Below are 25,253 nucleotides of genomic sequence, written 5' to 3' on the forward strand. Positions count from 1 at the left end.
GCACCGCACCCTGGTTGTCGCGCAACTCCCGCAGCCATGACGTGAACGGCACGTCCGCCGGGACGGCGACCCGCACCGGCAGCGTGTTGATGAACAGGCCCACGGTCGACTCGACCCCGGCCAGTTCGGCCGGACGGCCCGACACGGTCAGGCCGAACACCACCTCGTCCTCACCGGACGACGCCGACAACACCTTGGCCCACGCGGCCTGCACCACCGCCGACAACGTCACGCGTTCCCGGCGGGCCAGGTCGACCAGGCCGGCGGTCACTCTCGCGTCGAGGTGCGTGCGCCGCCGGTCCTGCGCGTAGTGGCTGGTGGCCAAGCGGTCCACCGCCAACGGCGTCGGCGCCTCGAAGCCGTCCAAATAGGACCGCCAGAAGCCCTCGGCCTCGCCGGGGTCACGCCCGTCCAGCCACGAGATGAACTCACGGTACGACCGCACCGGACCTGGCGACGAGCCGTCATAGGCGGCCAGCACCTCGTCCATGACGACAGGCAGACTCCACCCGTCGCACAGACCCTGGTACAGGCCCCAGACGAGCCAGAACTGCCCGAGACCCCGATCGACGAGGTACAGACGCGTCAGCGGCGGCGCGGCGAGGTCGAACCCCAGCGCGCGGTCCTCCTCCAGCAACTCCCGCAACCGGGCCTGCTGGGTGTCTACGTCGAGTCCTGACCAGTCGCGCACCTGAAGCGGAACGTCCACATCGGACAGCACCACCTGCACCGGTTCGCTGACGCCCTCCCACACGAACCCGCTGCGCAACGCCGCCTGGCGTGCGATCACCGAACGCCAGGCACCGGCGAGCCGGTCCGCGTCGACGGTGCCGGTGAGCTCGTAGATCCCCTGACCCCAGTAGAGCCCGTCCTCGGCCGGGGCACCCACGACACCGAACAACATGCCCGACTGCACCGGCGCCAGCCGGTACACGTCCGCCAGGCCGGGGAACCGCGCCGCCAGCCGGTCGACCTCGTGCTGCGCCAGCGACGCCAGCGGGAAGTCCGACGGCGTGAGACCCGAGACCCCGGACCGGCAGTGCTCGACCACCGCCTCCAGTTCCCGCTGATAAGCGCCTGCGAGCCGTTCGACGGTCGCGGTCTCGTGCAGCCCTGCGCTGTAGTGCCACTCGACCTGCAACCGCCCGTCGGCCGTGCGGGTCACCTCGAGGTTCAGCACATGGGACCGCGTGCCTTCGCCGGACGTCGCCGCGCCCCTCGATGTCGCGGGCAGTTCACGGCGCAGCAGATCGCCGGTGGCCGCGGCGGCTCCCAGGTAGTTGAACAGCACGGGGCGGTCCGGCGCATCGGCCAGTTCTCCGTGCAACCACCGCAGCGCGCCGTAGCCGACACCTCGGCGTGGCACCGCCCTGAGCTGCTCCTTCACGGTTTTCACCGTCGTGCCGAGATCTTCGTGCCGGCGCAGTTGCACAGGGAAGATCGACGTGAACCACCCGACGGTGCGCGACAGGTCGACCCCGTCGGCGATCGCCTCACGACCGTGGCTTTCCAGGTCGATGGTCAGCTCGTCGGTGCCCGCCCACGGACCGAGCGTGCGCACCAGCGCCGCCAGCAGCAGGTCGTTGCCCTGCGTGCGATAGGCCTTGTGCGCGTCGCCCAGCAGCGCGGCGGTAGTACCGGCGTCCAACCACGTTGTGTGCACCCGCGCGGAACGTTCGTCGTTGAGCCCGTCGCCGTCGACCGGCAGCGCGACCACGCCGGACGTCGCCCCGGCCCAGTGGTCCCGTTCGCCGCTGGGATCGAACGCCTGGAGCTGCTCGGCCCATTGCTGGAACGAGGTCGTCTTGGGCCCCAGCGCCTCCGAGCGGTACGCGGTGCCGAGGTCCTCCAGCAGGACGTTCCACGAGACGCCGTCCATCACCAGGTGGTGGACGACCAGGCCCAGCCACGCGGGCTCAGAGCCGCGGTCGAAGAAGACCGCCGCCACCAGCGGGCCATCGGCCAGCCGCAACGACTTCTGCGCCGCCGTCATCTCCGCGACCACGTCCGCGTCGCCCTCGACGACCCGAAGCAGGTCAGCGGCCTCGACGCCGGCGTTGTGCTGGCCGTCGGGGGAGAACCGCAGGCGCAGCGCGTCGTGATGGGCGACCAGGACGTCGAGTGCCCCGGCGAGCCGATCGGGGTCGGTGCCCGGTGCGAGCTCGAACACGCCCGACCAGTTCCAGTGGTCCCGGTCCTCGATGTCCTGCGCCAGGAACCAGTTCTGGATCGGCGTCAGCGGCACTGGTCCGGTGACGACGCCCTGCTCCGCCAGCGTCACCGCGGGGCTGTCGCGCACCGCGGCCGCCAGCTCGGCGACGGTCTGGCGGGACAGCACGTCGGCCACACCGAGGCCCAGACCGGCGGCACGGGCACGCGCCACGATCTGCAGGCTCAGGATCGAGTCGCCGCCCAGCTCGAAGAAGTTGTCATGCACACCAACACGTTCGACACCCAGCACCTGCGACCACACCGCCGCCAGAGCGTCCTCAGTGGACGTCCGGGGTGCCTCGTACAGCTCGCTCGTCTCCGGCTCGGGGTCGGGCAGGCCCCGGCGGTCGACCTTGCCGTTCGGCGTCAGCGGCAACCGGTCCAGCGCAACGAACACCGACGGCACAAGGTAGTCCGGCACCCGCTCCCGCAACCACGACCGCAACGCCGAACCGCTGAACTCGCCTTCCGCGACGACGTACGCGACGAGCCGCTTGTCGCCGTGCGGGCCACCATCTCGGGCCACCACGACGACATCACGCACGTCCGGGTGGTCGCCGATGACGACCTCGACCTCACCAGGTTCGACCCGGTAACCGCGGATCTTCACCTGCTCGTCCACCCGGCCGAGGAACTCGAGCACGCCGTCCGCCCGCCACCGCGCCCGGTCACCGGTGCGGTACAACCGCCCGCCGGATCCACCGAACACGTCGGGCAGGAACCGTTCCGCGGTCAGGTCCGGACGGCCCACGTAACCCCGGGCCAGACCGGCGCCACCGACCAGCAGCTCACCCTCGACGCCCACCGGCACCGGCCGCAACGACCCGTCCACGACGAAGACACCGACGCCGGCCAGCGGTCCGCCGATGGGGACCACCTCGCCCTCGTGCTCCGGCCGCGCCAGAACGGGGTGGAAGATCGAGTCGATCGCGGCCTCGGTCACGCCGAACACGTTGCCCGGCACGGCATTGGGTGCCACGGCCGCGACGGCCGAGACGAGAGCGTCGTACGTCCACATGTCCGTGCCGGAGATGACCAGGCGCAACGACTCGACCGGACCCGCCTCCCGGCAGTGGGCGGCGAGATCGCGCAGGAGCATGCCGGGCACGATCTCGGCGACCTCGACCTGGTGGTCGGCCAGCGTCCGGTGCAGGGAGTCGACCGACACGACCTCGTCGTGCGGCAGGAAGACCACCGTCTGCCCGAAAGCCAGCGCCCGCGTCATGTCACCGATGGACACGTCGAAACCGGGGCCCGACATCGACAGCACCGTGCCGGCCCCGCCCAGCGGAATGAGCGCCTCGCGCCAACCGGCCACGTACGACGACAACGCGGCATGCGTCACCGCCACACCCTTGGGCCGCCCGGTCGAGCCGGACGTGTAGGCCACGTACGCCATCGCGCCGGGCTCGACGCGCACCGGCAACGCCTCGGCGACCGGAGACTCCTCGCCGAGCACCAGTACATCGGCGAAGCCGGCCAGCTCACCGGCCAGCGCCGGTGTCGTCACCGCGACGACCGCGCCGACGTCGGCCAGCAGGAACGCCAGCCGTTCCGCGGGAAGCCGCGGGTTGATCGGCACGTACACGCCACCGGAGCGCAGCACGCCCTGGAAGGCGACAGCCAGTTCGATCCCGCGCGGCACGAGCACCGCCACCGGCGACTCCGACGTCACACCGGCCCGCTGGAGCCGGGCGGCGAGCCCGTCGGCCCGCTCCCCCAGCTCGCGGAAGGAGAGCCGCTCCTGACCGCACACGACAGCGGACTGGCCGGGCCGGGTCTCGGCGTATCCCGCGATGAGATCGGGGACGCTCGCCGCAGCTCCTGGCGTGGCTCCGGATCCCCAGCGCCGGGTGAAGCTCTGATCCACAGTGGACGAAGGGACCCCGCCGTCCACCGGCCCGCGGGCGAGCCGGTCGAGCACCTCCAGGAACCGCTGCTCGTGCAGCACGAGTTCGGCGTCGGCGGCCACGCCGTCCTCGACGTCGACGTCGAGCCACGCCTGATCACCGCGAGACCAGCCGTAAGTGGTGACGGTGAGGTCGCGGATCGGGCCGACCGCCAGGTTGCGGGGCGCGTCGGCGTACACCTCGGGACCGAAGTTCCGCGGCCGGTTGAAGTCGACCACGTTGAGCGTGGGACCGAACCAGGCGCCGTTGCCGGTGACCCCGAGACGCCGGGCCAGGTCCTCACCCCGGTACCTCGACCGGGCGCCGATCTCGGCCAGCCGCGCGGTGGTGGCGCCGGTCAGCTGCCGGACCGTCGTCGCGTCCGGCACGTGCAGGACCATCGGTGCGACGTTGGCGAGCAGGCCGGGAGTAGCGCGGGCCAGCGGACTGCGCCGGGCGGCCGTGGGAAGGCTGAACACCACGTCCTCCCGATCGGTCAGCTGCCGCTGGTAGGCGGCGAACGCCGACACGAGGAAGTGCGGGACGCGCACGCCGAGCTCGGCACAGCGGTCGAGGACCGCGCCGCGCAACGCCGCGTCGACGGCGACCGTGCGCCGCCGTGACGGCCGCTGCCGGTCGGCACGCCGTTCGTCCTGCCTGTCCTGCACCGCGTCCGCGACCGAGTCGAGCCAGTACCGCTCGTCGGCCGCCCGGTCGGCGGACCGCCGGTAGGCCTCGTCCTCGGCCACGACATCGGCCCAGGAACCGAAGTAGCGCGGCCGGTGCTCCCCGGAGTAGATCTCCGCGACGCGTTGCGTGAGCAGGTTGAACGAGAAGATGTCCGTGATGAGGTGGTGCGCCCGGTGGTACCACCAGTACTCGGCACCGGCGACGCGCAGCAGCGCCCAGCGCCAGAGCGGCGCCGCCCGGTGGTCGATCGGCCGGGCGCTGTCGGCGTGCATCCACGCCCGCGCCGCCTCCGCCGGATCGGCCTCACCACGAAGGTCCACCACCGGCATGACGTCGCCGGGAAGCTCGTCCGCGAGCGCCTGCCAGGGCGACCCGTCCGCGTGCTCACCGAAGTACAGCCGGTACGCGTCGGTCTCCTGTGCCGCGACACGGGCGCCTGCCCGCAGCAGCTCCTCGTCGACAGGCCCGCGGAGCACCACGTACTGCGCGGGGTTGAACTCGGGGGTGTCCCCGAGCAACTCCGCGGACAGCCACATGTCCACCTGCGCCGCCGTCAGCGAGTACCGAACGCCGGGCGCGCGCCGCTCAACCACTGAACTGCTCCTCTTTGCTGATTGTCCCGACACAACAGGACAGAGAGACCGCTGAAGCCATAGATACAGCGGCTGAAGGAGCCCCTTTTGAAGTCCGGGCTCGTGGACTGCCGCCGGGCATGAGGATGCCGGCGGATCAGGTCGCGTTCTTGGGAGTGAACCGCGATCTACGGCTCACCGACGCTGCACTCATGCGGGTAACCAGCCCGCGAGTGACTCAAGCGTTAATTCTCGTACAACAGTCATGAAAACCCCCTTGCGTCATCCGCTGACCACCGGATTCGCGAGATGCACACGCGAATCAGCGGGTCGGCGAAAGCACCCCACCCCAAAGAAGCCCCCAGAGCCGCCGAAGCGACAACCGCAGATTAGCCAGGCCCAGGACCAGCATGAATCCGCCGAACAGCCCAATTCCAAATCTTATAAAACTCATCAACGCGCTTATACGCCGATCGGCGGACTAGTGCATATTGTCACCTGACGCACCCACTCGGACACAGGCTGTGACCGAGTCCTGTGCCACGCGTCACATGCACCCCGAAAGCCCCTGCATTCAGCGGGAATTTGGTATTTAAACACCGATTCACCCAACCAGTTGAGACAGGCCGAAGACGAGCTGACCGTTGTTTGTCGGCCAATCGTCCGCGTTCGAAGCCATTGCACAACGCTGTGTCCTGGCACGTGCTATGGACGCACGCCGGCCTATGACGGTTCCATCGGATTCAATCTTCTTCGTGTTTGATTCTGCGTCATAGGTGATTGCTGCCGATTGGAGCAACGCGGGAAGCTGATCATCGATAGCATCGCCGACGCGGTGACCCCGTGGTCACCACGAGGGGAGCGATTAGGTGTTCACGATCGAGGGCGTGGCAGCACGGACCGGCCTGGCCGTGCCGCTGGCGCGACGCCCGGTGGCGGTGGTCGCGGTGCTCTACGCGGCCCTGGTGTTCCCACTGGCCGGGAACTACGGGCTCACGGCCGACGAGCTGTACTTCCGGATGCTGGGCGACGATCCGCGCTGGGGTTACTTCGACCAGCCGGCGCTCGCACCGCTGTTCGCGAAGGCGGGCACGGTGCTGTTCGGCGACACGGTGTGGGGTGTCCGGGCGCCGGCCCTGTTGTGCGGCATGGCGATCGTCGTGTTCTCCGCGCTGATCACGGCGGAGCTGGGCGGCGGCACACGGGCACAAGTGCTTTCGGCGGCCACAACGGGCACGTCGGGTGTCGTGCTCGTCATGGGGCACTTCCTGCTGACCAACAGCCCGGACCTCGTCGCGTGGTGCGCGGTGGCGCTGTTCGCGATGCGCGCGCTGCTGCGCGGGAACGGCCGGTGGTGGCTGGCCGCGGGTGTCACGTGCGGGGTGGCGACCTACGCCAAGTACGTGGTGCTCCTGCTACCGGTGACGTTGGTGGTGGCACTGCTCGTGGTGGGCCCGCGCCGGGAACTGCGCAGCCGCTGGTTGTGGGCAGGCGCCGGGCTGGCACTCGTGCTCACCGCCCCGAACTTCGTCTACCAGGCCGTCAACGGCTGGCCGCAGCTCGTCATGGCGCGAGCGCTGTCCGAGGGCAACTGGACCGACGGCCTGATGTTCCCCCTGGACGTCGCGATCATGGCGGGGCCGGCGGTGACCGTGATCCTGGGAGCGGGCCTGGCCTTCGTGCTGCGCCGGCCGCGGTGGCGACCGGTGCGGGCGCTGGGGGCGGCCTACCTCCTCGGCACGGCGCTGGTGCTCGCCCTCGCGCCCAGCGGCATCGACTACACCGAGGGCTACTGGGTGCCGTTGATCGCCGCGGGAAGTGTGGTGGCGGACGAGTGGATCGCCCGCAGCCGGTCACGGCTCCGGATGGTGGTCGCCGTGCTGTCGGTGTTCGCCGTGGTTCAGGTCGTCGTGTCCCTGCCTGTGATGCCGGCGCGGGTGTACGTGAAGTACCCCGGGTCGAGCCTGACGACCGAGACCATCGGCTGGGAGCGGTTGGTCGGGCAGGTCGCGGACGCCTACGCCGCACTGCCCGCCGACGAACGGTCGCGCGCCGTGGTGCTGACGCGGAACTTCGGCGAGGCCGGCGCGTTGCACTGGATGCGCGACGAGCACCCGCTCCCTCCGATCCACAGCGGGCACAACGAGTTGTACTTCCGGGGAGCACCGCCCGACAGCGCGGACGTCGTGATCGCGGTCGGCGTGGACGAGAACCGGCTGAAGCAGGACTTCCACCAGTGCGACGTGGTGGCACGCATCGACAACGGGTACGGCCTGGAGACCACGGAGCAGGGCCGGGCCATCTCGGTGTGCCGCGAGCCTCGGGCACCCTGGTCCGCACTGTGGCCCGGCTACCGGCTGATCGGGGCGTACTGAGCCACCGACAACCGCACGACAACGTCGCCACAACAGCGCGGCGGTACTTCTTCCCTCGGCAGTCCACAACCGATGGAGGACATGGTGAAAGCCAAACTGGCAACGATGCTGGCAGGCTTGCTGGCGGCCGCGACGCTCATCGCTCCGGCCGTGAGCGCGACGCCGTTCCAGCGTGACGTCTTCGTCCGGGACAACGTGAGCGACGTCGGCAACGAGCCGAGCACCGGCAGCATCTACTACAGCCCGGACATCAAGGTGTGCTCGACGCCGGTGCCGTGCGCGGTGTCCCAGAACCCCGTCGTGGGCGTGAACAACTACGTCTTCGTCACCCTGAGACGCAAGCCGGGCGGCATCGGCACCGTGGACGGCAACCTCCACCTCTACCGCAGCAACCTCGGCGGCGGCACGGCCTGGCCGGGTGGCTGGACCTACGTCGGCACCGCGGGCTCCACCGTGCCGGTCGGCGGCACCACGGTCATGATCACCTGGCCGGGCTGGAACGTGCCCGGTCCCGCCCACTTCTGCCTGCTCGCCCGGTGGGAGTCGAAAGCCGACCCGATGACGTTCGCCGAGGGCAGCAACACCCAGCAGAACGCGCAGCGGAACAACAACATCGCGTGGCGCAACGTCGACTCCGTGCGGGTCCGCCCGTTCGAACCCGTCCGCGTGCCTTACACGATCGGCAATCCCGAGCGCGCCGACGCCCGGCAGAACCTCGTCCTCGAGCAGCCACGGCCGTTCGCCGGCACGATCACGTTCGACCTCGGCCAGGAGCTCACGGCACGGTGGAAGGCCGCCGGCGGCAGGGCGACCGGCGTGAAGCAGGTGGGCGAGACGCGGTTCCAGGTCGTCGATCCCCAGGCCCGCTTCGACAACCTGACGCTCAAGGGTGACGAACGCGTGCAGACCGCGCTGACGTTCGAGACCGACAAGGAGGCGGGACCGGCCGAGCTGCACGTGCGCCAGACCGACGCGCAGGGCATGGATCTCGGCGGAGCGCAATACCTCATCAACGAAAAGGACTGAGTATCAACCCCGGTGGGTCCGTCTCCGTTACTCGGAGACGGACCCACCGAAAGGGTTGTCAATGAGAACCATCATGGTGTTGTTGCTGCTTCTGCTCGGGATCGTGCCCGCGCATGGAGCAGCGGACTGCGAGCCGCCGGACTGCCCGGTCGTCGTGGACGCGATAGACGGGCCCGTGCACGAGTCGGCGGACTCGTATACGGCGGCGCTGAAACTGCGCAACGGCCCGGCACAGCAGAACGTCGAGGTGGCCTACAGGTTCGTCGACGGCACCGCGAAGCTGGGTGAGGACTACCAGGCCATGCCACGCGGAACGGTCACCATCAAGGCGGGCGAAAGCCAGGCCGGTGTGCCGTACAAGGTGCTGCGCGTGACGGGCGAACAGAAGAAGTTCACCCTGGAGATCACCTCCGTGAAGCCGGGACAGATCGGCAAGCGCGTCGCCGTGTTCACGATCGGCGGCAAGAGGTGAACAGCGTGACCGCCTGAGCTAGTGGCGTGACTCAGAACGTTGCTGAGCGTGAATTACCCAGCCAAGGTTCTGAGCCACGCCGCCAGGTGCCGGGCAGCCTCGGTCCACCGCCCGCTCCGGCCCTCCAGGTCGGCGAACGTGCGGTGGGCCCTGGCCTGCTCGAACCCGTCCGGCGCCTGGGTCCTGGCCTCCAGGGCGGCGGTCAGGTGGTCACGGGCGGCGGCGAGGTCACCGAGCGCGAGTTCGGCGTCGGCCAGGTCGCGCAGGGTCGACGCCTCGCGGTGCCCGTCCCCCAGCGCCCGGCACACCACGAGGGCGGCGGTCAGGCATTCCCTTGCCACCGCGGGATCTCCGAGCGCGAGCTGGGTGACGCCCAGGCCGGTCAGCGCGTCCGCCTCGAAGCGGTCGTCGGTGATCTCGCGGCTGATCCGCAGCGCGTCGCCGAAATAGCGCAGTGCCGGTTCGAGATCGGCGAGCCGGTGGAAGGCGTTGCCCAGCGACATCAGCGTCGCCGCCTCCAGCCGGAGGTTCTCCTTGGCGCGGAACGTCTCCAGTGCCGCGAACAACGGCTCGACGGCCAGTTCCGGGCGGCCCATCCGGACGTAGGTGTAGCCGAGGTTGCGCCGGGCCAGCGCCACGCCCACCTCGTCGCCCGCGGCCCCGTGCACGTCCATCGCCGCGCGGTAGGAGTCCAGCGCGAGGTCGAACTCGCGCAGTTCGGAATGCGCGTTGGCGATGTTGTTGTGCAGCCGTGCTTCTCCGCGCAGATCGCCCGCCTCGCGCACCAGCGCGAGCGCTTGCCGTTGCACCACCATGGCTTCGGCGATGCGGGAGGTCATCTGCAACGCGATGCCCTGTCCCCGCAACATCTCCGCCTCGGCCCGCTGGTCACCGAGCGCGCGGGCGGCCGCCACGGCGTGCTCGCACTGCTCGACCCGCGCCGCCCAGTTGCCGCGTGCCTCGAAGTAGCCCGTCAGCAGGTACGCCAGCTGCCAGGTCTCGCGGTGCAGTCCCGAGCGGGCGGCCAGCCGGATCATGTGCAGCATGTTGTCGCGTTCGGCGTCGAGGCAGGCGAGCACCTCGACGCGGTCCTCGGTGAACGGCAGGTCGTCGCAGCGCGGCCGCGTCACCAGGTCGTGGCGCGGGTTGAGGACCTCCCCCGCCGCGTGGGCGATCGTGAGGTACCGGTCGAGCAGCCGCTCCACCCCGTCGCCGAGATCGCCGCTCTGCCGGGCGAACAGCCGGATCAGGTCGTGCAGCGCGTACCGGCCGTTGCCCACCTCGCCGACGAGGTGCGAGGCGACGAGCTCGTCGAGCCCCGGGCCCATCGCGTCGGCGAGGTCGGCGGGGAAGCTCGCGCCGGGATGTTCGCCCAGCACCCGGAACAACCGCGCGGCCTGCGGACTCAGCGTGCGGTGCGCGCTGGCGAACACGGTGCGGACCGTCCGGTCGTCGCCGTCGACCGACAGCACGTCCAGCGGGTCGTTGCGGGTCAGCTCGCGCACCAGGTCGGCGATCCGCCTGCCGGGCCGGATCGCGAGCCGCGCGGCCGCGATGCGCAACGCGAGCGGCAGCCGTCCACAGTGGACCACCAGCTCCGCCGTCGCGCCGGGCTCGGCGTGCACCCTGGAAGCGCCGAGGATGTCGGCGAACAGGTCGTGCGCCTCGGGTTCGCTCAGCAGGCCGAGGCTGATGGTGTGCACGGCGTGGTGTGTGCCGAGGGCCGAGAGCGTGTCGCGGCTCGTGATCAGCAGCAGGTTCCCCTGGTCGCCGGGCACGAGGGGCAGCACGTCCCGCGCGCGGCGGACGTCGTCGAGCAGGATGAGCACTCTCTTGCCGTGCAACAACGTCCGGTACGTGGCGGACGGGTCGGCGGGCACCCGGTCGGCCGGAACGCCGAGGCTGTGCAGCATCTCGGTCAGCGCCTGGGCCGGGGTGAGCCGTTGCAGGTCGAGGAACACCTGCCCGTCCGGGAAGCGGTCGGCGACGCGGCGCGCCCACTCGACGGCGAACGTGGTCTTGCCGACCCCGGCGACACCGGAGACGACGATGATCGGCGGAAGGCCGGCGAGCGAGGCGAACTCGGCGGCGCGACCGGTGAAGTGGCCCGCCCTGGCCGGCAGCTGGGCGGGTCTCGCGCTGTGCAGCGACGGATCGCGGCGGAGGATGGCGGTGTGCAGGGCGGTGATGTCCGGGCCTGGGTCGGCGCCGAGTTCGTCGGCGAGCCGATGTCTGAGTCTTCGGAACACCTCCAGCGCGTCGGCGTGCCGTCCGCCGAGGTGCAGGGCCCGCATCAGCAGCCCGACGAGCCGTTCCCGCGTCGGGTGGCCGACCACCAGCCGTTCCAGCTCCTCGACCGCGTTCCGCCGGTCGAGCCGTTCGCCCCAGTACGTCTCCAGCGCGGCGATCCGCTGGTCCCGCAACCGATCGATCTCCGCCCGGCCCCACCCGAACAACTCCGTGCCCGCCAGCGGCTCGCCCCGCCACAGGCTGAGATCTCTGGTCCGTTCGAACGTCACCGCGTCGACGGACGCGTCGAGCTGGTAGCCACCGGGCTTGGTCATCAGCGCACCGGGCAGGCCGCAGTCGGCGAGCGCCTGCCGCACCCGCGCGACATGGCTGTGCAACGACCGCACGGCCGTGCGCGGCGGATCCTCACCCCACAGCACGTCCACAAGACGGTCGACGGGAACCGGTGTGCCCGCGCGCAGGGCCAGCACCGCGACGATGCTGCGCTGCCGGGCTCCGGTCAGCACCGCACGGCCGTACGGGCCGCACACCTCGACGGGCCCGAGAATCCTTACCTCGCCACCTGTTCCCAGCACATCTCGTTACGCTAGTGCCGCGCAATGCGCTGGTGGCAGCGCTGATCGTGGGACAGAACCGGCAGTTCGCCGCTGCTCAGCCGAGCAGCTCCGCGAGGTGAACCACGTCGTCGCGAGCCCACGTCCGCCGCCCTCCGCCGTACAGGACGACCCGCACGTCGTCGTCCAGGGCCACCTCGGCCACCTCGCCGATCGGGCCTATCGAGCCGTGCAGCCGGATCGTGTCCCCCGGCTCCAGCTCGTCCGCGCGGCACGTGTCGACGTTGCGGGCCGTCGAGGCAGGCCGCAGCCGCGTCGTGAAGAGCCACCACGAGACGCCGAAGAGCACCGGGGTCGTCAACGTCAGGACTCCCGCGGCGACCGGGAACTCGGTCACCAGCGCGGCCGCTCCGACCAGCGCCCACAACAGTCCCGCCAGCGCGGCCAGCAGCACCGAGCTCACGGGGTGGTCGCCGACCTGGAGCCAGCCCGTCGTGCGCACCCAGCCCTCGGCGGTCAGCCCGCGCGGCCGTCCGCCGTCCACCCGCGTGGGCGTCGAGTCGGCGTCCGCGCGTTCGGCGAACAGGTCGACGTGTTCCTCAGTCCGCACGCTGCCACCTCAGCTGTCCCTTGGGGCCGCGGGTGCAGACGATCTCGGTCCCCTTCGGCGACGTCTTGCCCGCCCCTTCGAGGAAGCACCGCTTGCCCACGAACCTGCCCAGCCACTCGTCGTCGCTGGGCTCCCTGGTGGGCGTGGGCGGTGGCTCAGGCGCCGGCTCCTCCGTCGTCGTGGTGGCCACCGGCGGTGGTGTCGTCGTGGTTGTCGTCGTCGGGGCCGGCGTGGTGGTGGACGAGGTCTGCGGAGTGCTGGACGGGGTCGGCAGCGCGTCGTCGCGGTAGCCGGTGCACCCGCCCGCCCACAGGCCGCGGCGTTGCTGGCGCGCGGCCGACTCGACCGGTGCGAGTTCCCCGCGAGCCGCCAGGTCCGCGGACGCCGTGCCCTCGGCCACGATCGTCCACCCGTAGTCCGAGCCGTCCGGCAGCTCCACGTCGACCAGGAGCCGGTCGGTGCCGGTCTCGCCGTCACTCTTGACGGTGAGCCGCACCTTCTTGCCGCGCAACAGGTTCTCCGCGACTGCCAGGGACTGCGACTGCCAGCAGGGCGCCGCGTTCACCCCGGCGACACGGGCGCCGAAGACCCGTCCGCTGCCGGGCTCCACGCCCTCGAACAGGTCCACTCCGGACACCGTGCGAACGGTCACCTCGAAGGAGTCTCCCCTGTGCACGGCCACACCGGGTCCGCCGCGTTCCCCCGGACGCGCGTCGCCGCTGAAACCGGCCGCACCGGTGACGGCGAGTGCCCCGAGGACACCGGCGCAGGCGATCGCGAGTCTCGCCCGCTGGCCGCTGCGCCACCAGAAGCGGCGAACGATCCCCGGACCGGTCGTGGGCATCGGGGGCTCGGAGGCGTTGAGCAAGGGTGCTCCCGGCTGGTTCCGTCGTTGTCCGGGGCAGTGTTGTCGCAGGTAGCGCGACCGTCAAGGACGAAAAGGGTTCAATCGGCTTTCTATGCAATCCTTCACAGAACCGCCGGCTGTGATCGCATCCGCACACAGCGCCACCCGTCATAGGGTGCACGTCGGCAGAAATTTTCCGTTATCGCCGGCCGCCTGGGACATCTCCTGGTCAGACGACCCCGGACTGGTAGGTGAGGTGGGCATGGCGATGGCCGAGGAACCCGGCGTCGCGACGGTGACGGCCGCGCGGGACGGCGACCAGCGTGCGCTCGACGACCTGGTGAGCGGGTACCTGCCCCTCGTCTACAACATCGTCGGGCACGCGCTCGGCGGTCATCCGGACACCGACGACGTGGTCCAGGAGACCATGCTGCGCGCGGTGCACGGCCTGCCGGGGCTGCGCGATCCCGCCGGGTTCCGGTCGTGGCTCGTCGTGATCGCGATGAACCAGATCCGGCTGCGGCACCGCGACCACCAGCGCCTGCCGATCACCGGCCCGGTGCCGGAGGACGTGGCCGACCCCGGCGCGGACTTCGTCGACCTCACGATCATGCGCCTGCAGCTGTCCGGGCAACGCCGCGAGGTCGTCACGGCCACGCGGTGGCTCAGCGAGGACGAACGCGAGCTGCTGTCGCTGTGGTGGCTGGAGGCGGCCGGACGGCTGACCCGTGCCGAGGTCGCCACCGCGCTGGAACTGACCCCGCAGCACACCGCCGTGCGCGTGCAACGGGTCAAAGCCCAGCTCGACGCCGCACGCATCGTCGTGCGGACGCTGGAGCGCACACCGCGCTGCCCGGAGCTGGCCTACATCGTCGCGGAGTGGGACGGCGTGCCCAGTCCGTTGTGGCGCAAGCGGATCGCCCGGCACAGCCGGGACTGCGCCCGATGCGAACGCTGCGGGCGTGACCTCGCGTCCGTCGAGGGGCTGCTCGCCCGGCTGCCCCTGGTGCCGCTGCCCGCCGCGCTCGGGTTCGACCCGGCCACGCTCACCGGTTCGCACGTGGCGATCACCCAGGTCACCTCCGCCCCCGCCACCGGCGGCAAGGTCAGCCTGCTCCTGAAGGGCGCGCTGGTGAAACCCGTCGCGGCCGCCGCGGCGGCGGTGCTGGCGGCGGGCATCGTGGTCGCCGTGCTGCCCTCGGGCGAGGAGCCGGTCGCCCGCGCGATCCCGGTGGCCACCGCCGAGAGCACGACGTCCTCGCCTGCCACCACCACTTCGTCCGTTCCCTCATCGGCGCCGTCCGCGACCACCACGTCCGCCAAGCCCGTGCCACCGCCCGCGGTCCCCGTGACGGCGTCGGTGAAGAAGGGCGTCAGCACCTGGAAGTTCGACGGTGTCGGCAAAGCGCTCACCGACGTCCGTGCGGGGTGGTACTACAACTGGGCCGCACACCCCGACGGCATCGCCACACCGCCGAACGTCGAGTTCGTGCCGATGATCTGGGGCACGAAGTTCACCGACGACGCCACCCTCGCCAAGGCGAAGGCGAACGGCAAGGTGCTGCTCGGCTTCAACGAGCCGGACTTCCCCGACCAGGCGAACATGACCCCCGAACAGGCGCTCGACCTGTGGCCGAAGCTCGCCGCGACCGGCCTGCGCCTCGGCAGCCCTGCCGTCGCGCACAGCGGTGACAAGGCGGGCGGCTGGCTCGACCGGTTCATGAGCGGCGCGGCCCAGCGAGGCCTGCGCGTCGACTTCGTCGCGGTGCACTGGTACGGCTCGGACTTCAGCGACGCGGCTGTCGGCCACCTGCGGAACTACCTCGCCGCGGTGCACGCGCGGTACGGCAAACCGATCTGGCTGACCGAGTACTCGCTGATCGACTTCTCCGGCGGCACGGCCCGCTTCCCGACCCAGGCACAGCTCGCCGCCTTCGCGCGCGGCTCCAGCGCGATGATGGAAGGCCTCCCGTACGTCGAGCGCTACGCCTGGTTCGCACTGCCCGCGGAGAAGCCCGGCACCGGCCTCTACACCCCCGGCGGCACCCCGAACGAGGCCGGTGAGGCGTACCGCGCCGCGGGCTGATCCGCCGTCGTCGAGAATCACGGCGTGTCAACCGCGACGAACACCCGCCTGCTGGTCACCACCGGGAGCACCGGCCCCGCGATCACCGACCTGGTGATCCCGGCACTGCTGCTGCGCACCCCCGGCGCGGCGTGGCACCAGCTCGTCCACATCTACGTGCCGTCCGGTCCCACCGTCGCCTTCAGCGGCAGGGACCTCCGCTCGCCCGGCATCACCGAGGCGACCGCACTGGCCCGCGAGGCGGGCTTCGAGCCGGTGGTCAGGTCGCCGGGCGGGCGGATGGTCGCCTACGACAGCGGTGCCGTCGTGATCGACCACCTCGACAGCACCACGGACATCCGCCACGCGGGCAGCGCGACGTTCGCCGCGAACGCCGAGAGCCACGTCCGGGTGCTGCGCGGACTCGGCGACGTCGACGCCCGCATCGGCGAGGTCGAGGGCGAGTACTGCCCCGGCGAGTACAGCATCAACGTCGGCGGCGTCACGAAGGTCGTCGGTTCCGCACAACGCGTCACCGCCACCGGTTCCCTGTTCAGCACGGTCGTCCAGGTCGCCGTCTCGGACCGGGTACGCGCCGTGATCACGGACGTGTCGCGCGCGCTCGGCTACGACCTGCGGCAGAGTTCCATCGCCGGCCTCGCCGACTACGCACCGGCACTGACCTCAGCCGAGGTGGCCGCGGCGTTCGCGGCCGACTACCGCGACCGGCTCGGGCTGGCCGATGGACAGCTGCCTCCCGCCGTGGTCGCGCATGCGTCCCGGGCCGGCGGTGGCTCGCCGTTCCACGTCGACGACTGGACTCGGGCGAACCCGATGGCGGCTGACCCGCCCGGGTAGAGCCTGCCTAGGCCGGAGCGAGCGCGTCCATCACCGACGAGCGCACGCCCAGCACGCTCATCAGTTCCAGTGCCTGCAACGGCCGCAGCACGGCGGCGGTGTTCGCGACGACCACGAGCGCGCTGCCCTGACGCAGGCACAGGTCCTGGTGTTCGAGCAGCACGCCGATGCCCTTTGCGCCGAGGAACCGCACGCCGCTCAGGTCGGCGACGACGGGCGCGGGCGGGGTGACCGACCTGAGCGCCTCACCGAGGCGTTCGGCCAGGTCGGGGGCGGTGGTGAAGTCGATTTCACCGGCGACGTGCAGGAGGACGGCGGCGCCCACGGTTTCGCATGCTGTGCGGAAGGGGGCTTGACCGTCGGTGAGCACGTGGCAACCTCCAGATACGTCAGCGGCACATGGCCTTCCAACGGGCTGGCTGCTCAACCCGTGCCGACCGTAGCGCAGTCCCCGGGTGAACGCGGCCCGGAGGCCGGCGGCCGAATATCAGGTTCCCTCAGATGGACTACTGAGAGCGGGCGTAGCATCGGTCCTCGTGACCGGTTTCTTCCACGAGACCGCCTTCTACGGCACTGACGACGACTTCCTCGCGCATGCCGTGCCGTTCCTCGAAGACGGTCTGCGCGCAGGAGAGCCGTCCGTCGTGGCGTGCTCCGAGCAGAACACCGAACTGCTGCGCGGCACGCTGGGTCGCACCGGTGTGATCTTCCGGCCGGGCACCGGCCAGTACTCCCGGCCGTCCGAAGCCATCGCGAACTACCTCGACCTCTTCCGCGAGTACACGGCGGGCGGCGCACAGCAGATGCGCGTGATCGGCCAGGTCCCGCACCCCGGCACGGGCGCGCGCTGGGACTGGTGGGCGCGCTACGAGGCCGCGGTGAACCAGGCGTACGCCGAGTTCCCGGTGTGGGGCCTGTGCCCGTACGACACCAGGACGACGCCCGCCGACGTGCTGGCCGACGTGGTGAGCACGCACCCGAACATCGCCACCGCGCCCGGCACGCACGAGGCCAACCCCGGTTACCGCGCGGGCTTGGCCTCGTCGCCACCACTCCCGGACGTGCTCGAGGAGGGCGTCCCACTGGTCGAACTCGTCGACCCGGCCGCCGGCACGGTCCGTGAGGCCGTGGGCAACGCGATCGACGGGATGGACCTGGACGAGGAGGCCGCGCACGACGCCGTCTACGCGGCCAGCGAGATCGTCACGAACGGCCTGACACACGGCGTCGCGCCGGTCCGCTTCCGGCTGTGGGCGGACGGGGCACGCGTGGTGCTCGCGGTGACCGACCACGGGCCCGGCCCGTCCGATCCGACGGCGGGCCTGGTGCCGACGACCGAGACGAGGTCGGCCGGGCTCGGGCTGTGGATCCTGCACCGCACGTGCGACTACGTGTCCATGGGCCGCGACGCCGACGGGTTCACCGTGCGGGTCAGCGTCGGCGGCCAGACGTAGGGCAGGTCGTCCGGCACGTCAGGGAAGAACCGGCGGTAGTGGCCGGGATCCTTGCGTACCAAGGCGGACTGGTGGCTGAGGTGCACGTCGTGGTCGCCCAGCCAGGCGGGGAGTTCGTCCGCGGCGGCCAGTTCCTCCTGGGTGCGCACGACGACGATCTCCTTGGCGCGGGCCAGGTCCGAGCGCATCGTCGCCTCGCAGGTGTCCCGGAACCCCTGCGACCGCCACTCCGCGCAGATGTCCATGCCGTACCGGACGAGCGCTTCCTCGTGGCCCGCCCACATCCTCACGGCCGGGTGGTGGCGCCAGCCGTGGCCGGGCACCACCAGCGCGCGCTGGATCTGCAGCGTCTCGACCCGCTGCTTGCCGAGGCGGCTGCGGTCCAGCACACGGGCCGTGGCGGCGAAGTCCGGATACGGCAGGAAGGTCTGCATGCCTCAGAGCACGTACTTCGCCGCTTCGGCAGCGCGTTCCGTGTCGACGTGCACCTCGTACCGGCGTGCCTGCAGGGTCATGGTGCTCGCGAAGTCACGGCGTCCGCGCGTGCTCCAGTGCGCCACGAACCCGAAGACCGCGCCCCAGAACGCACCGACCACGAGGCTGATGAACACGAACCAGGCCCACGTCTGGCCGGCGGTGAACAGCCCGAAGAGCAGACCGATGAACACACCGAACCACGCACCACCGACCGCGCCCGCCGCTGCCGCGCGGACCCGCGTCATGCGTCCGGTCACCTGCTCGACCGTCCGGATACCGTCGCCGATGATCCGCACGCTCTCCACCGGGAACCCGTCGTCGGACATCCGGTCCACGAGGCGCTGGGCGTCGAGGTAGTCGGGGAAACTGGCCAGGAGGGACGATTCCGTCTGGGTCACTTCGTGCTTGATGTCCACGTCCTCCGGGTACCCGCGGAGACGGCGTTCCACACGATCAACTTCCACCCGAACGTGCGTTCGAGATACCCAGGCCCTAATCAGCGGCCGAGGACGACATCACCGGGAGTCGAGGGAGCCGGTACGGCCATCGGGCGCGAGACGCGGCTGAGCAGCCGATGAGCGAGGGTCAGCAGCATCCGGGCTTCCATCCGCTCGCCGTAGCGCAGGTGCTCGCCCGCGGCTTCGACACATCCCATGACCTGCGGTGACACCGAGGCGTGCACGGCCGAGCACCCTGCCAGCGCCTCCTGGAGGCCTCTGCGGGCCTCGTCCTCGTCGATACCCGCCAACGCGGTGCAGACCGCGTTGTCCAGCTTCTCCAGCGCGATCGCGCGCTGCTGCCGCGACGACGGTTCGTCGAGTTCGGTGGCCATGGTCATCGCCTGCTTTCACAGCCGGATCCCTCGCGCCGACTGCTTGACGCGCCCGCGCCCGAATACCCGGTTCGAGCGCCCTCAAACCGGAAGTTCACCCGACGCGGCTACCGTGTCGGAATGCGTGTGACCTGGCGCGAGAAGAACGCGCGAGAGTGGATCTCCGAACTCTCCGACCGGATCGGCGTGGCCGGGTGGGCGACCCTCGCCCTCACCCCTGCCCTCGCCGCCGAGGTCGACCAGCACGGCGCCGCGGTGCGCGACATCCTCCTGGTCGGCGTCGAAGGCGCCGGCACGGTGGGCGCGGTCGTGCTCCTCGCCGCGTACGGGCGAGGCCTGCTGGACAACGCGCTCGAGTCGGACTGGACACCTACGTCGTGGCTCGGTGCCCGCCTGATGGCCGTCTGCGAGCTCGCGCACCTGCACGACGCGAGGCCGTTGACCGACGACGTGCCCGCGCTTCCGAAGCTCACATAGATAAACGAGGCGCACCCCAGGAGGTGCGCCTCGTCGGTGATCCTCGGTCAGCGCTCGTCGGGCCTCCGCTCGCCGAGCACCGGGTCCGCCGCCGGCATCGGTCGCGCGGCGGCGGGCACCGGCGCGGTGACGGGTTCGGCCTGAGCCGGGGTACCGGTGCGCACGGCGTCCTCACGCCCGCGCTGGTACGCCTCCGCCTGGGCCTGGGCCTGCGGCAGTTCCTGCTCCGCGCGCCCCAGCCAGCCTTCCCACCGCTGCTGCATCGGCCTCACCAGGCCACCGCCCACACCGACGACGAGGATGCCGCCGACCGTGGCGAGCACCGCGATCAGGACCGGCGTGGTGACCGTGGTGGCGACGCCGATCTGGTTCAGCGCGGCGATGATGCCGAGCGCCCAGATGAAGATCGACGCGATGTTCGCGAGAACGCGGCCGTAGGACAGCCCGCCCAGCGCACCGCCGATGAAGTCCTTGACAGCACTGGCGACCGCGCCCGCCACGACGACGATGATGATCGCGACCGCGGCCTTCGGCAGCCACGACACGATGCCGGTCAGCAGTTCGGAGACGGGGTTCGGGCCCCACACGCCGAACGCGATCTGCAGCGTGATCAGCAGCAGCGCATAGTAGACCAGCTTCGCGAGCAGGTCAGAGGCGTCGTACTTGCTGTTGGAGAGCATCCTGCGGATACCGCCGCGCTCCACGAGACGGTCGAAACCGACGCGTTCGAGCACCTTGTCGACGAGCTTCGCCACCGCCTTCGCGACGAACCAGCCGATCAGCAGGATCAGCAGGAACGCCGCGAGCTTGGGCACGAACGTGGCGACGGCGCGCCAGGCGTCGTTCAGCCCTTGTCCGAAGTCCATGTCGAACTCCCTTCGCACGGGCGCCCGGCCGGGCCGCCCGCACCTGGCAGTACCCGGTGCGGGCGCCCTTCACACGCTGACTTCATGAGACCTGCCGCAGCTCGCGGTCGCTGGCCGCTAGGGCGTGTCCCGTAAGTCTCGTCCGCGATAGTCGCGGCCGAGGGCCCCGGAGGCGGCACCGCCGCAACGCCCGAATACGCCCGGTATGAGGCCGGCTGATCGAACTCGTCACCGGTGCGAACGTCGACTGGACATGCGCGACACCGTTGCTACATCAGAGTGAACCTCTCTGTCCACATTGGACTAACGCACGGTGACCGTCAGGGTGAACGTGCCGTCGTGCGGCACGGTGAGGATCTGCATCCGGCGGCCGGGATAGGTGATCGTGGTCGCCGGCCGCAGCCGCGGCTCCAGTTCGCGCGCCCAGTCGAACCGGATCACCGTGCGGCCGCGGGTGAGCGTGAGGCCACGCAAGTCCAGCGCCACCGTGTCGGAATCCCTTACCACCAAAGGAATCTGCTCGGTGGCCGCGCTCCCGGCCCGCACCGAACGGACGATCCGGTCGCCCACCGCCACCTCCGTCACGACCGAACCGGACGGCGTGCGGTAGCGGAACCGGTACGGCTCGCCGCCGAGGAACTCCGCCTCCTGCGGGCCGCGGGAGTCCGGCACCTGACCGGGGAACACGGTGGCCCAGCACGCGTGGTCGTTGTTGTTCATCGACTGCACCAGCGTGCCCGCGACGGGATGCCACAGGAACGTCAACCCGGTGCGCGCCAACGAGGTCGCCCGGCGCGTGCCGAAGTATCCGCCGACATACCAGCGTGGCCGCCGCACGAACAGGAAGTCCTGCCCCTGATCGCTGCGCCGCTCGGTGAAGTGCGCGCGCCGGTAGGGCAGCCGCGCGATGGCCGCCGTCCTTTCGGCACGGCTCGGGTAGCGCTCGCCGTAGATCGCGTGCGTGAGGATGCGCGGTGAGGTGTCCGGCTTGACGAGCGCGGGCACCGGCGCCGCCGAGGCCGCCCAGGCAGCGCGCACGGCGGCCAGGTCCTCGCGGCCCGACACGAACGCGGCCAGGCCGGGCACCTCCGGCACGAACTGGGCGTTGAGCGCGGTCCGTTCGGGATCGGGCCGCACGTCGGCGTAGAACTTCGAGGACGTGCGGGAGTTCGGGGCGATGTTGGCGAACCAGCCGGAACCGTCCGGCTCGCGCAGCAGGTTGTAGCCGAGCCAGTCGGTGTACCTCCGGGTCATGGCGACGAGGTTCGGGTCGCCGGTCTGCCGCCACGCGTCGGCCAGTTCCGGCAGCATGACCTCGAAGTTGTAGTTGGTGTCCGCACCGGACTCCTCGTAGAAGTACCCGGCGGGGCTCTGGCCGACCGTCGCCAGCCTCCGGAACGCCTCGGTCAGCCACTGCCGCAGCACGGCGTCCGGGTCGTGCCTCAACGCGAGCGCCGCACCGGCGAGGCCTGAGGCCGTCTGGTTCGCCCAGGTGAGCGGCGACTGCCAGACGGTGCCGTTGGACGGGTCCAGGAACCACGTCATGGCCCGCCTCAGCGCCGCGCTGATCTGGGCCTGTCGCGACCGCAGCGCTCCGGCGCGTTTCAGCAACGCGTTCGTCTTGCTCAGGTAGCCCATGCCGAACCCGGTCGCCGCCAGCGAGTGCTGGTCCGCCGAGTACTCCGGCCACGAACCGTCGGCGTGCTGCAGCCCGAGGTAGTGGGCGAGTCCCGCGTCGAGCGCGGCGAGCACGTTCGCGTCGCCTCGGTACGGGTTCCACGGGCGGGCCTGGGTCGCGAACCAGGCCAGTGTGTAGACGTGTTCCTGGACGCGGGCGTTGTACGGGGCGTTGGGGCTGCGCCACCAGCCACCGCCGAAGAAGCCGCTCGCGTTCATGTCCGCGACCATCGGCGAGACGAGCATCAGGTACTGCGCGAACCGCTGCTCGTCCGGTGCGAACGAGCGGCGGTCCGGGGTGACGGCCGGGGGCGCGGACAAGGCGTGCGCCGACGCGGGCAGAGCGGCGAGCAGTCCGACGGCGGTCGCACCGGTGATCAGGCTGCGACGGCTGAATGCGTTCACCTGAACTCCAATCGGCGGAAGTCTGGTCGTTTGCGGCTGGGATGAGCCGATCCCGGCTTGTGCGGCCCGCGTAGCGGGCCGTCAGTCGGGACGCTTCTGCCGGTCGATGTACTCCTTGATGATTGACAAGGGCGCTCCTCCGCACGACCCGGCGAAGGTTGAGATGACACTGCGTCCCCTGCGTACGTTGGGGTCGGGTTCCCACCGTGGTGACATAGACCAACGCTATGGTGATCAACGTGAAGCAGGTTGTGCAGGTGCGGTTGCTGCCGACACCCGAGCAGGCGTCGGCGCTGAGCGATACCCTGCGCGCCTGCAATACGGCAGCTTCCTGGCTGTCTGAGCGGATGTACACCGACCAGGTGTTCCGGAAGTTCGACGTGCAGAAACGCCTCTACACCGAACTGCGGGAACGGTTCGGGCTGGCCGCCCAACCGGCGATCCGGGTCATCGGCAAGACCGTGGACGCCTACACGACCCTGCGGGCCAACCTCAAGGCAGGCAACTACGGGCCGCCTGGGTCGGACCGGCGCCGCAAGGTTGAGGGCAGTCCGATCGTCTTCCGCCCACAGGCGGCGCAGCCGTTCGACGCCCGCTGCCTGTCCTGGCAGCTCGGTGACGCGGGCCGCGACGGGACGGTGTCGATCTGGACGGTCGCCGGTCGGCTCAGGAACATGCGGATCGTCGGAGACCCCAGGCATCTGGCCCTGCTGCGCTCCCGGCCTGCGATCGGGGAGACCGATCTGCTGCACCGGGACGGGGTGTGGCTGCTGCACGCCGTCATCGACAGTCCCCAGGCCGCCCGGCGAGAACCGGTGAACGGGTTCCTCGGAGTCGACCTGGGCATCGTTAACATCGCGACCACCTCCGACGGTGACCGGACGTCCGGAGCACGCCTGAACCGCTACCGCAAGCGTCAACTGCGGCTGCGGAAGCGGTTGCAGGCCAAGAAGACTTCCTCCGCGCGGCGGCTGCTGAACAAACGCCGCCGCAAGGAGGCCCGGTTCGCCGCCGACGTGAACCATCGGATCAGCAAGACCATCGTGGCCGAGGCTGAACGCACCGGGCGCGGAATCGCCGTCGAGGAACTGACGGGAATCCGCGCGCGGGTACGGCTTCGCAAGCCCCAACGGGCCACGCTGCACTGCTGGGCATTCGCCCAGCTCGGTCAGTTCCTGACCTACAAGGCCCGGCGGGCCGGTGTAGTGATGGTGCAGGTCGATCCGGCCTACACCTCGCAGACCTGCCACGCCTGCGGGTATGTCGACAAACGCAACCGCCGTAGTCAGGCGGTGTTCCATTGTGGCCGGTGTGACTTCGTTGGGCACGCCGACCACAACGCAGCACTCAACATCGCGGCTCGCGGTGTTGAGCGCCGGGGCGAAGTCATGCGCCCAGACGCAGCGCCCATCCTGGCAGCCAGCTAGGACGGCAGCAGCAAGCCTGGAAACCGCCGCTCGCGGCGGTTGGCAAGCTCGTTCCTTCAGGGACGAGTTCATGACGGGCCTACCTCCTTGATGCGGCACCCTCACCCGCCCAAGCCCGGCCCGTCAAGATGCTAATTCGAATTATTACAGGGTTGACGGTGGGACGGGTGCTGTCGCAGACTCCGTGCCAATTCGAATTGGCAGGTGTTCATGGCGAAGAGGCTCACCCAGCAGGACATCGCCCGGATGGCGGGCGTCAGCCAGGCCACGGTGTCGCTGGTGCTCAACAACCGGACCGACAGCGGCGTCCGGATCGCGGAGGAGACGCGGGCCAGGGTGCTCGAGGTGATCCGGCGGACCGGCTACGTCGCGAACCCGATCGCACGCCGGTTGCACGACCAGCGCAACCGCATCCTCGGCGTCTTCACCTACGAGGCCGTCTTCCCGAGCACCCGCGCGGACTTCTACCAGCCGTTCCTCGAGGGCATCGAGGAGCAGGCGGAGGAGGCCGGCTGCGACCTGCTGCTGTTCACCAGCGCCAAGGCGACGAGCGGGAAGCGGCGGATCTTCAGCGACGACAGCAGGATCCGGCTCGCGGACGGCTGTGTGCTGCTCGGTCGTTCGATCGACCGCGACGACCTGGCCCAGCTCGTCAAGGAGGCCATCCCGTTCGTCTCGGTCGGACGGCGTGACGACGCGGGCGGCCCGGTGCCGCACGTCGGCGCCGACTACGCCGCCGCCGTGCGGAACCTCGTGGACCGCGCGGTGGCTCTCGGGCACCGCGAGCTCGTGTACGCAGGCGCCGGAACGGGTGCGGAGTCGTCGGCCGACAGGCTGCGCGGGTTCAAGCAAGCCGTTGCGGCGCATGGGGTCAAGGGCACGCACGTCCAGTCCGCCGGGCTCCGCCAGCTGCTCGACGCCGGTGTCACATGCGTGCTCGCCGAGGAGCTCTCCGACGGTGCCGCGCTTGTCCTCGCCGCCCGCGAGCGCGGCCTGTCGGTCCCCGGCGACCTGTCCGTGCTGACGCTCGGGGCCGCCACCCGGCCCGCGCCGGACGACGTACGGCTCACCGGTTTCCGCATTCCGCGCCGCGAGATGGGACGGCGGGCGGTGCAGGCGCTGACCGAGGTGCTCGAACACGGCACCACCCCGCAGGAGCTGCTGGCCTGCGAGTTCGTCGAAGGCACCACGCTGGGCCACTCCACCGCTCAGCGTTGAT

General features: G+C 70.5%; 19 protein-coding genes (1 of these 19 cut by a window edge). 9 read left to right on the top strand and 10 right to left on the bottom strand.

All coding sequences use genetic code 11. The features are described 5' to 3' along the window. Positions 1-5,383, bottom strand: the start of a protein-coding gene (locus IG04_RS42330; protein ID WP_036014069.1) for a non-ribosomal peptide synthase/polyketide synthase. 25,490 nt of this gene lie to the left of the window's left edge; only the first 5,383 of its 30,873 coding nucleotides appear in the window; its start codon is at positions 5,381-5,383; its stop codon lies off the left edge, out of view. 848 nt (positions 5,384-6,231) lie between these two features. Here IG04_RS42330 and IG04_RS0107780 point away from each other — a divergent pair. The 3 genes from IG04_RS0107780 (at position 6,232) to IG04_RS0107790 (ending at position 9,235) form a co-directional block, all read left to right on the top strand. Then, entirely contained in the window at positions 6,232-7,737 is a 1,506-nt protein-coding gene (locus IG04_RS0107780) for an ArnT family glycosyltransferase (protein WP_051769187.1), read from the top strand. Positions 7,738-7,842: 105 nt separating this feature from the next. Next, positions 7,843-8,763, top strand: coding sequence for a hypothetical protein (locus IG04_RS0107785; protein ID WP_169745985.1), 921 nt, complete (start codon positions 7,843-7,845; stop codon positions 8,761-8,763). A gap of 61 nt (positions 8,764-8,824) precedes the next feature. Beyond that, positions 8,825-9,235: a Calx-beta domain-containing protein gene (locus IG04_RS0107790; protein WP_084400804.1), complete on the top strand. Its 411-nt coding sequence runs from the start codon at positions 8,825-8,827 to the stop codon at positions 9,233-9,235. 53 nt (positions 9,236-9,288) lie between these two features. Here IG04_RS0107790 and IG04_RS0107795 read toward each other — a convergent pair whose 3' ends face one another. The 3 genes from IG04_RS0107795 to IG04_RS0107805 all read right to left on the bottom strand — a co-directional run bounded on the left by IG04_RS0107795 (position 9,289) and on the right by IG04_RS0107805 (position 13,517). After that, positions 9,289-12,060 carry an AfsR/SARP family transcriptional regulator gene (locus tag IG04_RS0107795; RefSeq protein WP_144065140.1) on the bottom strand — a complete coding sequence of 924 codons (2,772 nt, stop codon included), beginning with the start codon at positions 12,058-12,060 and terminating at the stop codon, positions 9,289-9,291. Positions 12,061-12,136: 76 nt separating this feature from the next. Next, a complete protein-coding gene (locus IG04_RS43795) occupies positions 12,137-12,649 on the bottom strand; it encodes a hypothetical protein (RefSeq protein ID WP_030475872.1) in 513 nt (170 codons plus the stop codon). Continuing rightward, positions 12,639-13,517 (bottom strand): thermonuclease family protein, encoded by an 879-nt coding sequence (locus IG04_RS0107805; RefSeq protein WP_030475873.1) that lies wholly within the window; start codon positions 13,515-13,517, stop codon positions 12,639-12,641. Before IG04_RS0107805 ends, IG04_RS43795 begins: the two co-directional genes overlap by 11 nt. A gap of 247 nt (positions 13,518-13,764) precedes the next feature. Here IG04_RS0107805 and IG04_RS0107810 point away from each other — a divergent pair, with 247 nt between their 5' ends. Next, on the top strand, positions 13,765-15,582 hold the full coding sequence (locus IG04_RS0107810) for a sigma-70 family RNA polymerase sigma factor (RefSeq protein ID WP_030475874.1): 1,818 nt from the start codon (positions 13,765-13,767) through the stop codon (positions 15,580-15,582). Positions 15,583-15,606: 24 nt separating this feature from the next. Beyond that, positions 15,607-16,419 (top strand): lipoyl protein ligase domain-containing protein, encoded by an 813-nt coding sequence (locus IG04_RS0107815; RefSeq protein WP_051769193.1) that lies wholly within the window; start codon positions 15,607-15,609, stop codon positions 16,417-16,419. A 7-nt stretch (positions 16,420-16,426) separates the two neighbouring features. Here IG04_RS0107815 and IG04_RS0107820 read toward each other — a convergent pair whose 3' ends face one another. Then, positions 16,427-16,789 (bottom strand): STAS domain-containing protein, encoded by a 363-nt coding sequence (locus IG04_RS0107820; RefSeq protein WP_276326657.1) that lies wholly within the window; start codon positions 16,787-16,789, stop codon positions 16,427-16,429. A 166-nt stretch (positions 16,790-16,955) separates the two neighbouring features. Here IG04_RS0107820 and IG04_RS0107825 point away from each other — a divergent pair, with 166 nt between their 5' ends. Continuing rightward, positions 16,956-17,873 (top strand): sensor histidine kinase, encoded by a 918-nt coding sequence (locus tag IG04_RS0107825; protein ID WP_051769196.1) that lies wholly within the window; start codon positions 16,956-16,958, stop codon positions 17,871-17,873. On the opposite strand, the gene IG04_RS0107830 is transcribed toward IG04_RS0107825, so the two are convergent. Genes IG04_RS0107830 through IG04_RS0107840 form a run of 3 tightly spaced genes read right to left on the bottom strand, consistent with a single transcriptional unit; the run spans position 17,807 to position 19,182 of the window. Beyond that, a complete protein-coding gene (locus IG04_RS0107830; protein WP_051769199.1) occupies positions 17,807-18,307 on the bottom strand; it encodes an MSMEG_6728 family protein in 501 nt (166 codons plus the stop codon). The two genes, IG04_RS0107825 and IG04_RS0107830, sit on opposite strands and share 67 nt — an antisense overlap. 3 nt (positions 18,308-18,310) lie before the next feature. Beyond that, a complete protein-coding gene (locus tag IG04_RS0107835; protein WP_245815856.1) occupies positions 18,311-18,799 on the bottom strand; it encodes a general stress protein in 489 nt (162 codons plus the stop codon). Between the two features lie 47 nt (positions 18,800-18,846). Next, the gene (locus tag IG04_RS0107840; RefSeq protein WP_030475880.1) at positions 18,847-19,182 is read right to left on the bottom strand and encodes a hypothetical protein; all 336 of its coding nucleotides are present in this window, start codon (positions 19,180-19,182) and stop codon (positions 18,847-18,849) included. A 120-nt stretch (positions 19,183-19,302) separates the two neighbouring features. On the opposite strand from IG04_RS0107840, the gene IG04_RS42340 reads away from it, so the two are divergent. Beyond that, complete coding sequence (locus tag IG04_RS42340) at positions 19,303-19,659, top strand: DUF6401 family natural product biosynthesis protein (RefSeq protein WP_036014071.1); 357 nt, start codon at positions 19,303-19,305, stop codon at positions 19,657-19,659. Positions 19,660-19,706: 47 nt separating this feature from the next. Here IG04_RS42340 and IG04_RS0107850 read toward each other — a convergent pair whose 3' ends face one another. Further along, positions 19,707-20,525, bottom strand: a complete 819-nt coding sequence (locus IG04_RS0107850; RefSeq protein ID WP_051769202.1) for a mechanosensitive ion channel family protein — start codon at positions 20,523-20,525, stop codon at positions 19,707-19,709. 303 nt (positions 20,526-20,828) lie between these two features. Next, positions 20,829-22,607: a hypothetical protein gene (locus IG04_RS0107855; RefSeq protein ID WP_030475883.1), complete on the bottom strand. Its 1,779-nt coding sequence runs from the start codon at positions 22,605-22,607 to the stop codon at positions 20,829-20,831. A gap of 239 nt (positions 22,608-22,846) precedes the next feature. Between IG04_RS0107855 and IG04_RS0107860 the strand changes: the two genes are divergently transcribed. Next, complete coding sequence (locus tag IG04_RS0107860) at positions 22,847-24,034, top strand: RNA-guided endonuclease InsQ/TnpB family protein (RefSeq protein WP_211257702.1); 1,188 nt, start codon at positions 22,847-22,849, stop codon at positions 24,032-24,034. A 210-nt stretch (positions 24,035-24,244) separates the two neighbouring features. After that, positions 24,245-25,252 carry a LacI family DNA-binding transcriptional regulator gene (locus IG04_RS0107865; RefSeq protein ID WP_030475885.1) on the top strand — a complete coding sequence of 336 codons (1,008 nt, stop codon included), beginning with the start codon at positions 24,245-24,247 and terminating at the stop codon, positions 25,250-25,252. Position 25,253: the final 1 nt, after the last annotated feature.

Origin of the sequence: Lentzea albidocapillata (genome assembly GCF_000719115.1) — a bacterium.
Taxonomy (GTDB): Bacteria; Actinomycetota; Actinomycetes; order Mycobacteriales; family Pseudonocardiaceae; genus Lentzea; species Lentzea albidocapillata.

Excerpts from the sequence above, each read along its gene's own strand:
- IG04_RS0107785 (WP_169745985.1), top strand. The coding sequence starts at position 7,843 with ATGCTGGCAGGCTTGCTGGCGGCCGCGACGCTCATCGCTCCGGCCGTG.
- IG04_RS0107810 (WP_030475874.1), top strand. The coding sequence starts at position 13,765 with ATGGCCGAGGAACCCGGCGTCGCGACGGTGACGGCCGCGCGGGACGGC.
- IG04_RS0107790 (WP_084400804.1), top strand. The coding sequence starts at position 8,825 with ATGAGAACCATCATGGTGTTGTTGCTGCTTCTGCTCGGGATCGTGCCC.
- IG04_RS0107840 (WP_030475880.1), bottom strand. The coding sequence starts at position 19,182 with ATGGCCACCGAACTCGACGAACCGTCGTCGCGGCAGCAGCGCGCGATC.
- IG04_RS0107850 (WP_051769202.1), bottom strand. The coding sequence starts at position 20,525 with ATGGACTTCGGACAAGGGCTGAACGACGCCTGGCGCGCCGTCGCCACG.
- IG04_RS42340 (WP_036014071.1), top strand. The coding sequence starts at position 19,303 with ATGCGTGTGACCTGGCGCGAGAAGAACGCGCGAGAGTGGATCTCCGAA.
- IG04_RS0107865 (WP_030475885.1), top strand. The coding sequence starts at position 24,245 with ATGGCGAAGAGGCTCACCCAGCAGGACATCGCCCGGATGGCGGGCGTC.
- IG04_RS0107830 (WP_051769199.1), bottom strand. The coding sequence starts at position 18,307 with ATGCAGACCTTCCTGCCGTATCCGGACTTCGCCGCCACGGCCCGTGTG.